The sequence below is a fragment of the uncultured Proteiniphilum sp. genome, assembly GCF_937873925.1.
Lineage (GTDB): Bacteria > Bacteroidota > Bacteroidia > Bacteroidales > Dysgonomonadaceae > Proteiniphilum.
Genome location: NZ_CALNAT010000062.1, coordinates 1 through 12154 on the forward strand (window position 1 = coordinate 1; position 12154 = coordinate 12154).

The 12154-nt window shown below is 40.7% G+C and carries 9 protein-coding genes; 2 read left to right on the plus strand and 7 right to left on the minus strand.

The window, feature by feature from the left end:
- The 7 genes from Q0502_RS04230 to Q0502_RS04260 all read right to left on the minus strand — a co-directional run.
- On the minus strand, positions 1 to 584 hold a 584-nt coding region (locus Q0502_RS04230), incomplete at its 3' end, for an endo-1,4-beta-xylanase (RefSeq protein WP_298647533.1).
- Positions 585 to 689: 105 nt separating this feature from the next.
- Positions 690 to 1937, minus strand: a complete 1248-nt coding sequence (locus tag Q0502_RS04235) for an MFS transporter (RefSeq protein ID WP_298647536.1) — start codon at positions 1935 to 1937, stop codon at positions 690 to 692.
- 57 nt (positions 1938 to 1994) lie between these two features.
- Complete coding sequence (locus tag Q0502_RS04240; protein ID WP_298647539.1) at positions 1995 to 2975, minus strand: Ig-like domain-containing protein; 981 nt, start codon at positions 2973 to 2975, stop codon at positions 1995 to 1997.
- 206 nt (positions 2976 to 3181) lie between these two features.
- A complete protein-coding gene (locus tag Q0502_RS04245; RefSeq protein ID WP_298647542.1) occupies positions 3182 to 4099 on the minus strand; it encodes a DUF1735 domain-containing protein in 918 nt (305 codons plus the stop codon).
- Positions 4100 to 4132: 33 nt separating this feature from the next.
- Positions 4133 to 6178 carry a RagB/SusD family nutrient uptake outer membrane protein gene (locus tag Q0502_RS04250; RefSeq protein WP_298647544.1) on the minus strand — a complete coding sequence of 682 codons (2046 nt, stop codon included), beginning with the start codon at positions 6176 to 6178 and terminating at the stop codon, positions 4133 to 4135.
- 18 nt (positions 6179 to 6196) lie between these two features.
- Entirely contained in the window at positions 6197 to 9316 is a 3120-nt protein-coding gene (locus Q0502_RS04255) for a TonB-dependent receptor (protein ID WP_298647547.1), read from the minus strand.
- A gap of 33 nt (positions 9317 to 9349) precedes the next feature.
- Positions 9350 to 10654 (minus strand): IPT/TIG domain-containing protein, encoded by a 1305-nt coding sequence (locus Q0502_RS04260; RefSeq protein ID WP_298647550.1) that lies wholly within the window; start codon positions 10652 to 10654, stop codon positions 9350 to 9352.
- Positions 10655 to 11232: 578 nt separating this feature from the next.
- Between Q0502_RS04260 and Q0502_RS04265 the strand changes: the two genes are divergently transcribed.
- Positions 11233 to 11973: a helix-turn-helix domain-containing protein gene (locus Q0502_RS04265; protein ID WP_298647553.1), complete on the plus strand. Its 741-nt coding sequence runs from the start codon at positions 11233 to 11235 to the stop codon at positions 11971 to 11973.
- 73 nt (positions 11974 to 12046) lie between these two features.
- Positions 12047 to 12145 (plus strand): hypothetical protein, encoded by a 99-nt coding sequence (locus Q0502_RS04270; protein ID WP_298647598.1) that lies wholly within the window; start codon positions 12047 to 12049, stop codon positions 12143 to 12145.
- The last annotated feature ends 9 nt before the right edge of the window (positions 12146 to 12154 follow it).

Here is a 12154-nt window from a genome sequence, read left to right on the forward strand (position 1 = left end):
TCTGCATATTTTTCACTATCCAGATAATTATCCAAATCTCCATACTCCACGATCAGCTCATCCATTTTCGCCTTTTCTTCAGGAATCATACAGTTTTGTATGATCCAGTTCGGATTATGCCATTTTCGGTTTCCCCAGATAATCGGATGTCCATGGATACGTATACCTTTCTTCTCGCAGAATTCTATAACGGGATCCGATGCCGGACGCCGCCAATGTGGCTCTTTTTTCGGTTCCGCTATGTTGTTCCAATACGATTCTGTATCCCAATACTCTTCCTTGTAACGCGGACGATTAGGTTGCATTTCAAACGTTTTCCAATAAAATGCAACCGTAGCCGAATTGAAGAGTGTGCCGTATAATTCTTTATATCGGTCGTTATACTCTGTTTTCCCTAACTGGTTATAGTTGAAAATATGAGCTCCGAATATAAAATCATGCGAGATTTGTTCTATCTTCACTTCTGTACCCGGAGCGATATCCGTCAGTGTCAGTTCACCATCCGCTTTCCTGTGTTTTTCAATATCTCGGTCGATTTGTCTCTGTACCTCCGGATTCCATATTTTCCAATAGGCTTCACTCATAATTTTCCCTCTGTCTTCTTTTGCACTTTTTGGAAAAGATGTTTGTGCTTGTAAGAATGCACAAAATAATATCACAAATAATGTGCTCAATAGATTTTTCATTGTTTAATTGTTTATCGAATTTTCATTATAATAGTTCTTATTAAAGAAGAATTTCAATCCTATAAAAATAAGTATCGCTCCCAAAAGATAAAAGCCGGCCAAAAGCATAATTCCAGTTTCAAGGTTAGCTACGGTTTTAATTTGACCCAAAATAACAGGGGCCAATGCACCTACAATAAATGCAAACGCCAGCATAATACCCATTGATGAAGCCCGGTAACGAGGCTCAATTACGTCGAACAGAGCTGCAAACAGGTTGGAGTCATATATACCCCTGAATACCCCAAACAAACCCATAGCCACGTAACACCAAAGTTTACTATCGGCCAGACCTATCCAGTAAATAAAGGGGGCGCCGAGCAATAAGCCGATGATCTCTATTTCCATGCGTATCTGTTTCCGTTTGAGCGCCAACCGGTCTGAAATACGGGCACCAAGCATTACCCCGAAAAATGCAAAAAGAAAATGGTACAAAGTAGAGTGTAAACCGGCAGCAGATAACGACATATTGAACCCTTCATGAAGATAAGTGGGCATCCATGTAAGGTAACCGACATTGACAAAGCACATACACCCGAATGCCAGACTAAGGAAATAGACAGTTTTCCGGGAGAAAACCGCTTTAATAATCTCGGTAAAAGAAGGTTTCTCCTCGTTTTCATTCAATTCGTCTTTTGGCATTGGCGTATCCTTGACTCGCCAGAATACAACGAAAGCCCACAATATACCCACCAATCCGAACGATAAAAACGCCATACGCCAACCGTAATTTTCACCGATATACCCCGCGATAAAACCACTTGCGACAATCCCGACGTATAAGGACGTCTGATGAATGGACATCGCCATTGCCCTCGTTTTTTTGTGAAATTGCCCTATTAACGAAGTAGCTGCCGGATAATAAAAAGCCTCCCCTCCACCGGTTGTAATACTGCGAAACACGATCAATAAAACAATACCACCGGAAAAACCTGTAAATAAAGTACCGATACTAAATACCAGTAAGCTGAAAAAGATAATCCATTTACGACGGAACAAATCACCTGCAAATCCTGCTACCGGAACCAAGATCCCGTAAGCGAGAGTAAACAGTGTGGCAACTAGCCCGATTTGTACATCATCAAGCATGAAATCAGCCTTAATCAAGGGTATTACCACATTAAATATCTGTCGGTCGCCCTGATTCAGGAAATAGGCAACCCAAAGTATTATGATTAATTCCCATTTGTATGGAATTAGTCTTCTATTCACTTTCTGCTTTTTAACATTAACGACACCTTTTTGCATATTTAGCCGATCGTTTTTATATTATTCATACACTTTTGCGTTTACCCGCATTTCATACATCCTGACAATGCCGTCAAGGCTCCCTTTGGTGAAGTAGAGCCGTACTTTATTTGCCATCGTCGCCTCAAAAGTTCTGGAATAAACAGCATTGGCATTACCGATTTGAGAAAAAATATCCTCCCACTCACCATTTACCTCTTTCTGGAACTGAAAATCAATGCTTGGATAACCTGATTGTACCCAAAATTCAAGTGAGTGTATTTCATATTCAGCGCCCAGGTCTACCTCTATCCATTGAGGCCCACTATTCGTTGATTGACAAAGCCATCTGTTACTACTATCAGAGGTATTCAGAATACCATCAACTGCATTTTCCCCGACATACTGGGCAGCGTAAACACTACTGACCCTCACGGGTTTTTGCAAAGCGACATTCATATTTCTAAATACTTTTACCTCAATTGTCCTACTGATTTCACCACCTTTAACGGTAATATTAGCTACACCGGGTGAAACAGCTGTAATTTGTCCCATTAAATCCACCACAACAACATTCTCATTGTCTGACGACCAAAAGAACCGGCTAAAGTCATTGGCATTACCGGGGACCGGCAATGCTGCAAGTGTTGATTTACCGCCTATTGCTAATTCTATTGCCGATTCAGCAAATTCTATGTTTTCCAACCGTATTCTCTGACTTACCGCTACCGGAACCTTTATCTGGATGTCACTATAATAAGCGATAATATTAGTAGAACCCTCTCCCATCGCTTCTACCAAACCGGAAGAGTTTACTGTGGCTACCGTGGGGTCTTCGCTAACCCAATTGTAGATTACTTCAGTAGGACTGGCCGTTAACTGCATCTGATCACCCACGAGCATGTTCAACGATTGATGATTCACGTAAATAGATTGTTCCACTGCAGTGCGCTCATAGGGATCGCACCCCGAAAAGCAGCCGATCAGAAACAAATATGCAACAGTTTTTACTATTTTATTCATATGATTAAAATATTTATTTTCAAAGGTATCCTATGGAACTCGCTTTAACCATCTTCTTGTGTGAACTTTTTCGTTAAGCTAAATGAGTAGAGGATAAGCTTGCTTGGACTATACCATAGCGAGAAAAAGTCTAACTTTAGTGAAAATAATTATCATGCTCGTTTCATATTAAAATCTTTTATTCTGAGTAGTTAACTTTTAATTGATTACTGTTCATCCTCATTTTCAGGGTCGAACTGAAGCCGCAATTCCTCGCTCATCCGGTAAGTGTTATCACCTATTGTGAAATCGTAGCGGAGCAGGAACGTTTTGTAATACCGATACCCATCATAATTTACTTTAAAAATATTTGGATATTCAGGATCATCATCTATCTGATTTACTTGTATATCACCATAGGGAATAATATGCACCTTACCTTCTTCACTTATCTCCAAGACTAAAGCATATTTTTTATGCACCTCAATATCTGCTAAATAAGCTTCTGTCCCGGCCATTATACGCACCTTATTTCCACCGAGCGGATGCATGATCTTTGTTCCGAAAATAGACCTTTCCTGCTCTTTTCCTACCAGGTTATATGTAGTTCCATTGGCTTTAGCATAGAAGTTCTTTATACGAATTTCAAAAAGCACGTAGCTTTTTTCAGGATTGGCTTCATAGCTATCATGTAAATCGATTCTCAGCGGAATGAAGTAGGTAGAATCAGGGGAAAGTCCCTCGGGTCTAATTCGGATAGGTAATGAAGATTTGATTTCTCCTGCCGGTATCCTGAGATGATACGAATCAATATCGTATCTGCTTTTAGACAAAGCATGAGCATACTTATTGTATTCCACATCGAAATTGGTTTTATTATAAGCCTCGATAAGCAAGGGATCTTCTACTAAAGAGATATTAATGTCTTTTTTTGTCGGATTAGTACCCCCGCATGAGGCCGACAAATAACCTACTGATTCCGGTTCCCTTAAATCATAAAACTTCGAGTAAATGTTATCTGTCTCACTGATCAATGCAAATACATTTTTATACTGCTCCATTTCGAATATCTCATCGTTATCGCATGACAGCATACCCATTAGTAAAATGATTAAAACAACAAGGATATTATTAATATTTTTCATATTTTTATTTCTTGATTATTAACTTTAGTTTAGCTAGTCTCTCCAACCCGGGTTTTGATCGAGAGAAGGTAATCTTCGTACTTCGCTTAACGGTAACGGCAAGAACACCATCCGTTTATTGACCATACGTTCCCCTATTCGTGATGTATTGGGTACCACTCTCCTGTAAAAACCGTCCCTGGGACTCTCGATATTCATCCCTATGATCGTTTCGTTTTCAGTTTTCTCATAGATTCCCCAACGACGAACATCATAATAGCGTTGGTTTTCTCCTACAAACTCTATCATTCGTTCTTGTTCAAGTAGTTCCTGCACCTTAAAAGCATCTGCTAATTCACTGTCGGACAATCCCGGCATCCCGGATCGATGCCGTACCTGATTGAAAGCCCTCTTAATTTCGTCGGCATCGCGTTCTAAAATATAAGTTTGTCCTCCCAATTCAACAATATGACTTGTAGTGAGGTTATTGAGCGATTCTGCATACCAAAGTAGCACGTCGGCATAGCGGATCATTGCAAAGGCCTTGCTCATCGTCCTCGCGTTCGTGCCTTGCAAGGCATCACTCGGATGGATAAACTTCTTTAACACGTACCCGGTTACCGGAACCATTCGTCCCGTCTCGTTTCCGGTTTTACCATTGGGTGAATCGTAATAATATGTTATGGTTTGATTATAATTTCCCACCTGGGTGGACGAAGACATAGGCCAATAACACTCGCTGAAGCCTATAGAGGCATAGAACCGCATTTCACGATTAACATACATATTATACACGTCAGCGTTAAGACGGTAGCCCGAAAAAGTGTTCACACTCGTGGTAAAACCAGTTTCTGAATAGGGGTATTCAACACTGGAATTATAAATGTCCCGTCCATCGATCATCGAGTAGGCGTCAATCACTTTTTGGGTTATGGCAAGCGTGTTAAATCCCCCGTTCGATACAGGAAATACCAAACTGAAATCCAGATTACTTGCTGTTACATTACGCGCCCAAACATATTCAGGGTTGGCGGCAATGACCGACTCTCCGGTGAACATATCGGCGTAGGAATGAAAATGATCAATCCCGGCAGCGCCCCCCTCATCCCAACTCTTGTAATAGTCAGGGTCTGAGATCACTCCTGTTGGGAGTTCAGGTGTTAACGAATTAGCATCGATCGTATGCAGCCGGTAGAGTCCCATGTCCATCACTCTCTTCGCGGCGGCGGCCGCTAAGGCCCAACGGGCTTCGTCAGAGTTTTGCGATACGTAGGCCTCATTATCCACGGAGCGTTTCCAAGTACCAAAGTAAGTGCGAGCTGCATTTCCACCATTGAACAAAGGACTGGCATGAAGAAGTCTTAACTTTGCTATCAATCCGCAGGCAGCCCCCTTGGTGGGCCGTCCAAATTCCATCAGCGGCAAGCTTTCCGGTAACCAATCAGATATCTCTTCCAACTCGCTACAAATATAATCCACCGTTTCATCATATGTTCCACGAGGACGATCATAATATGATAACTCTTCATTGGAGTTGATCACCTCATCCCCCAATAGAATCGGAGGGCCCCAATCGAGCAGCAGCCGGCAATAAGCATATGCCCTGGTAAAACGTGTATTCCCGATAATCGAAAACCGGTCGATCGTGGTCATATCTTTCGCTTCGTCTATTCGATTCAGAATGGTATTGCACTTGCGGATGATTTTATAATATGTAGAATACCAGTCAGAGAAGGTTCCTAAATTATTTTCAGAAATTGAACCTAAGACAAAATCAAGCCCATGATACCCACTTGCAGTAGCTAATGTAAACGCTTCGTCAGTAGCTAAAGGACCAGGTGTGTAACCGCTTCGATATAAATTTGCTTCATTAGGAAACATACTGGCCGTTTGCCACATGTACGCTTCTATATACCGCTTCGACGCGAAAACAGAATCCAGCTTCAACTCGTCGGTAAAATAATTATCCACGCTAAGATAATTACATGAGGTTAAAACGGTTGTAAAAGTAAATATAAAGAATAAATTTCCGACAAGCAATGATTTGAATCTTCCGGTATAATTGGCCTTTTTGTTCGTGTAATTCATATTTAATGTCATATATTTAATTATTAAATGTTACATGTTGATATAAATCTGGATAGCATAAGTGGTTGGAATGGGATAGACTCTACCATTGTAGTGTGCTTGTTCAGGATCGAATAACTTCACTTTATCCCACACATATAGATTATTCCCCACCAATTGAAGATCGATCGATGAAACGTTAATAGCCTGTAACATCCGATGTTTGAAATTATAATTTAGTGTAACCTCCTGTAATCTCAGGTAACGGGAATCACCCTTCCAAAAATCGGACAATTGCGAGTTATTGTTATTGTATCCGTAATAAAGCCTGGGAAAACGAGTATCGGGATTTTCTGCCAAAGCCGGGTCAATGCCATTATTAATTGCATATTCTTTCGGTATCCAGCGATTTTTCGGATCATTTACTATCGATAAAACATTTCCTGAGTTGGATCCATGGAAAGGCACATACCCCATGCCATTATTATAGGTGTTACCTCCGTGTGTCACTGATTGTCCCACGTGAAAGAAATCGGTCTTACCGGTTCCTTTAAAGAGGACTCCTAAAGTAATGTCTTTATATTTTAATTCGCCTCCGAAACCATACATCAGCAGGGGGTAGGTGCTATATGAAAGAGGCACCCTGTCATCGGCGTCGATCATCCCATCTCCATTCACATCACGGTATTTAATATCCCCGGGCATCACGGTTCCAAAAGTTTGTATCGGACTGGTATCAATGTCGTGTTGGTCTTTAAACAGTCCCTCGGAAATATAACCCCGTATCACTCCATATGGATATCCGGATATTTCCTGGTAAGGGTACTTTGGATTCGCTTCCTCCCAGTTGCGTACATTATTACGCGAGTAGGTAAAGTTGCCTCTCATAGTAATCTTCATATCTTTACTTAAATCACGCGAATACTCAATGTTCCCGTCCGTTCCGTAGCTCGTCATCTTCCCGACATTACCGAAAGGCATTGTTACCAACCCAACATATGTCGGAACTTGTACACGTTGCTGGAAAATGCCATCCCGTCGGTCCTGAAAAACGTCCACGACGAATGATAGTCGGTTATTCAATAAACGGCCTTCAACACCTATATTGGCCTTCACTGCTTTTTCCCATTCTAGGTTATCCGCACCGATGACTGATTCGTTTACACCTTCCACGGAAGTGGACCCCCACACGCTCACGTTGCCGGTAGTCACCAGTGTCAGGTAAGGAAAACGCCGCGAGGTGAGCCGGTCGTTGCCCACCGACCCGTACGAGCCCCTAACCTTAAAAAAATTAAGCCATGGCATCATTTCCTTCACCCATTTGTATTCAGTAGGCACCCAACCCAACGCTATGGAAGGGAAAAATCCAAACTGACGCCCGGGCTGAAAGTTTTCCGAACCGGTGTAACCGAAGTTAAAATCTACCATATAGATATCACGATATCCATAAGTTAACCTGCTTGATAATCCCTGGTAGCGGATCGGGATTGAGTTCAGGTTAGTGGTACCGTCACTTGTACGTTTAAAATCACTCATGTAATAATATACCAGCCCGGACACACGATGACTTTCTCCAAATAGTTTTTCGTAGCTCAACGTGCTTTCAAAATGATATTTACGGCTTAAGTCGGTCGTTTTATCATAACCAGCCGGTCTCGAAGGAACTCTTAAAACCGTAATCAGTCGACCCTGGCTATCACGCCCGATGGCTTGGTACAATTCCGGTTGGATGGAACGGTTTTCATTGAACCAACTGACAATATCATAAGCGCCCTGGGCCCTGAATTTCAACCCTTCAAGCAACATTGATAGATTCTGATTAAGTGCCAAAGTGAACTTGCCATCAAATTTTTGATCCGTACGACGCCCCATGTTGTTTATCATCACTGAAGGAGACGTCATCGCATCGGTACCTACTGCAGGATACTGCCCGTTTGAATACATAACAGGTAAGGTGAGAGGATTTATTTGCGATTGTGCCTGCCAGATATAGTCGGTACTCGCTACTCCCGGTTGATTGTTGATAGACAGAAACCCGTCTGTTCCAAAATAAAGAATGGTGGAAGGGGACAGTTCAAGATCTATATTGGCCCGATAGGTATATGTATTGTAACCCACGTTAGAGCCATAAGCACTCGTATTGTCATATTTATAAGCAGCAGTTTCGCTACTTCCACCTAAACTAAGGAAGTATTTTGCAACTTTTGCTCCCCCCCGCGCGCTCACGTAATATGATTGCCTGAAAGAGACGGGATTGAGAGTTTCATCTTGCCAACTCACATCTGGGTAAATGTCGGGATCGGTACCATCACTAATGATGTCAAGTACCACCTTACTATATAGCGGATCTTCTCCACGCACTTCTAAAGCCTCATTCACTAAGTTTGCATAATCAGATGCACGGAGGTACTCGGGTAGGCGGTTCAAATGCGACATTGTATAATTGAGGCGTGCTGTGATATTAAGCCTATCTGCTTGCCCGCGTTTTGTTGTTATCAGAACTACCCCGTTAGCACCACGGACTCCGTATACTGCTGTTGCAGAAGCGTCTTTTAATACAGAAAAACTCTCTATATCAGCCGGATCGAGGGAATTCAGATCGCCTTCCAAACCGTCAATCAATACCAGAGCACTGCTACTGGCCCCAAAAGTACCTATACCTCGTATCCAGAATTCAGAAATATTTTTACCGGGTTCACCACTACTAAGCGTTGAAATTACTCCCGGCAGACGGCCTCCCAACAGGTTGGTTACTGAGGTTGTAGGTACCTGCAATTGTTCTACTTCCACGGAAGACACTGCTGCCAGAGATGAAATTTTCCGTTGAGTGGCACCAAAAGATGTGACTACCACTTCGTCCAGTTCAGTAGCTGTCTCATCGAAACGTATCTCCAAATCTTTTTTCTCCTCCAAAGCCAAGTATTCAATTTTTGTATAACCAATGAAAGTAAATACTATGACATCGCCACGCGAAACATTTATACTAAATTTCCCATCGCTGCCGGAAGTGGTTCCCACGCTAATCTGATCCCTTAAATATATAGTTGCACCCGGTAGTGCATCGCCTGTCTCATCATACACCGTACCGGCAATCGTGAATGTTCTTTCCTGTGCTGACAGACCAAAGCACAGGATAATTAAAAAGACCGTTACCCATATTTTTCGTTTCATATATTTACCTGATTTTATGTTTTTCATTGAAGTTTAATTAATCGACAACTTTCTTACTCTACAGTTTTCATGGTCTGCCACATATACTGTCCCATCTCGATTCACCGCTATTCCCGTAGGTGTATTAAAAAGGGCCTCTTCTTTTCCTCCGTCTTTCCATCCCGACGTACCGGGTATTCCCAACACTGTTTCCACCATATTCTCAGGGGTCAGACGACGGATACAATGATTACCACTGTCTGCCATGTAAATATTCCCATCATCATCGGATATCATCATTCTAACATCATAAAACTGAGCCTGTTCTATGGCACCATCGCGATGACCGGCAGCGGATATAGTGTTCAGTTTTTGAAACGTGTTATCCGGATCGGTAACATCGATGGTGAAAAGGGTGTTAGGCGAATAAGTAGATGTAGCACGCATCATGATGTATAGAATATTTGGTTCATTTGCCCTGAAAGTTATTCCATTTACTGCACCACTTAAAGGATAAATAAGCTCTGCCTCCCAATTCTGCGGATTAATTTTCATTACCCCTGTATTGAAAAAATGAGTGTAAATATGATCATCGGAAGGATTTGATGTTGACGCAGGATTGTAGGGATTAGTGGGTGTTTCCGCAGAATTTATCCATCTTGCCGTATAAAATTTGGGCGCCCAGAAATTTCTTGGGTCAAGCGTTACATACTGACCAATGGCATTTTCTGAGGAAAACAAGACCATACCGGTATTCAAATTAGCAGCGAGCACACCACATACAATATTTCGTTGTATTGTAACCATTTCATTCGTTTCTTCATTAATCCGCGCCAGATGATCTCCCCCGCCACTCACAAAAGCCCGATGAGCGACAAACAAATTACCATCGTCGTCCATGCAAATCCAATAAGGCTTTAACGTTGCAGAAGTCAGATCACCATCGTGGTAATCAAGTGTTCCGTTGCCTGCTACCGTCGTTACAGTAACGGATGATTTATACCGGAAAAATTTGTTTTCGTAGGTAATAGAATCAGAGCCAATTACCACTGAAATAGTACAAGTATCACCGGGCAGACGTGGTGCCGTCACATACATACGTTTACCGGTAGAACCGATAACCGGTGCTCGTTTTGAATTGAAGTACACCCTAATAATATCCGGATCAGAACCGAAGTTCTCCCCTGTCAACAATACCTTTTCCTGATACTTTCCAGAATCGGGATAGAAGGTGGTCAATTTTATGGGCTTTTCCGGATCGTATATTGATCCGGCAATTTCTTCGTTTTTGTTTTCACATGTAATAAAAACGAACATGCTGAGTAAGATTATAACAGCATTTTGAAAATAATTTTTCATAGAATCTTGCTTTAACTGTAATTATTTTAATATTTAGAAAGAGGCTATCACTATTACATATTTAATCGCTCTTATCACATATAAGCTCCTGTGCTCTCTAATAGGATTGTATTGATTCAACAACACGGTCTAACATCTACTAAAAGTGCCTTCATTTAATTAATATTGAATTGTAATTTATTATTACAAAATTACATTATTAATTTTCAATTTAGCAAATATTTTAAGTTAATAATATATAATAGAATTATTTTTACATATATCCTACACAAATAAGATTATCATTAGCTTATTATCAATAAATAAACTAAAGCAGTAAATCGGCGGTCTCCCTTTATTGGACAATGCATCATGTACTAACCTCTATTTTCCTTAAGGTCTTAACATCATCTTCAAGGTAGATAAAAAGCTAAGCAACAGGTTCTGTATCCTTACGATAACAATTGCAATTTGAATTTTGGACAATTAAATGTAAAACGTAAAAATCAAGCATAAATATTTTTAATAAAACATATTGAAGAAAACAGTAAGACTGATTAAATTTTGCATTAATTTTGCATTATAAAAATCAAAACCATATGATACAAGTAATACATAGAGCACTGAATATTCTTGAACTGTTGGCAGAGAACACCAAGAGCGATGTTAGTCTATCCGAAATTGCTGATACATTGCATTTAAACCATTCCACCTGCGCCAATATATTGAAAACGTTGGTCAACAGAGATTACGTTGAGCAAGTGAAATTCAAGGGAAACTACAGGTTAGGTTATATGGCTCACCAACTAGCAAACTCAAATCCATATGACACAAGATTGATCAATGTATCAAAATTACCGCTGGAAATACTTATGAACGAAATTAACGAAACAATCATTTTGTCCAAAATACAGAATGATAAACGGGTATTATTGAAAGAGATAAACTGCAACCATGAAGTCCAAGTTAAAACATCCAGTGAATCATCTGTCTACAAGGCCACTACTGGACGTGTTATATTAGCTCATTATTCACCAAAAGAATTTGAAGATTTTTTTCAACGAGTCGGATTACCATCGAAAGAGGAATGGCCAGAAGTAGAAACAAAATTGGATTTAGTTAAACTTTTAAATGATATAAGAAAGGACCAGTTTGCATTCTCTCATAACAATCATGTGATAGGGCTTGCAACCCCTATATATATAAACAACAAAATATATGCAAGTTTAGGCATCTACCTGCCCGACATACGTTTTGGAGCTTCGGAAAAAGTAAATATGATCAATGCCCTTAAACGAACGGCTAATACCATAAATAATGAACTGAAGCTAATACATTAAACAATGAGGTTTTTATATTTAAAAACCTAAAACAAGCCAGATAAGAGACAACGTCTTACCAGGATGACGATATATCTGTGTGGCACGAAAACCCAAATGCGAGATCTGCAGGCTCAGCCAATGGTGCAAGTATTATAAGAAAAATTTCGGGGCAGGGATCACCATCAACTAAGGAAAAAAG

What these genes read in the sequence shown, in the direction of transcription:
- Q0502_RS04245 (WP_298647542.1), bottom strand. Translation starts at nt 4,099, where the DNA reads ATGAAAAATATTAATAATATCCTTGTTGTTTTAATCATTTTACTAATG.
- Q0502_RS04255 (WP_298647547.1), bottom strand. Translation starts at nt 9,316, where the DNA reads ATGAAACGAAAAATATGGGTAACGGTCTTTTTAATTATCCTGTGCTTT.
- Q0502_RS04265 (WP_298647553.1), top strand. Translation starts at nt 11,233, where the DNA reads ATGATACAAGTAATACATAGAGCACTGAATATTCTTGAACTGTTGGCA.
- Q0502_RS04250 (WP_298647544.1), bottom strand. Translation starts at nt 6,178, where the DNA reads ATGACATTAAATATGAATTACACGAACAAAAAGGCCAATTATACCGGA.
- Q0502_RS04260 (WP_298647550.1), bottom strand. Translation starts at nt 10,654, where the DNA reads ATGAAAAATTATTTTCAAAATGCTGTTATAATCTTACTCAGCATGTTC.
- Q0502_RS04240 (WP_298647539.1), bottom strand. Translation starts at nt 2,975, where the DNA reads ATGAATAAAATAGTAAAAACTGTTGCATATTTGTTTCTGATCGGCTGC.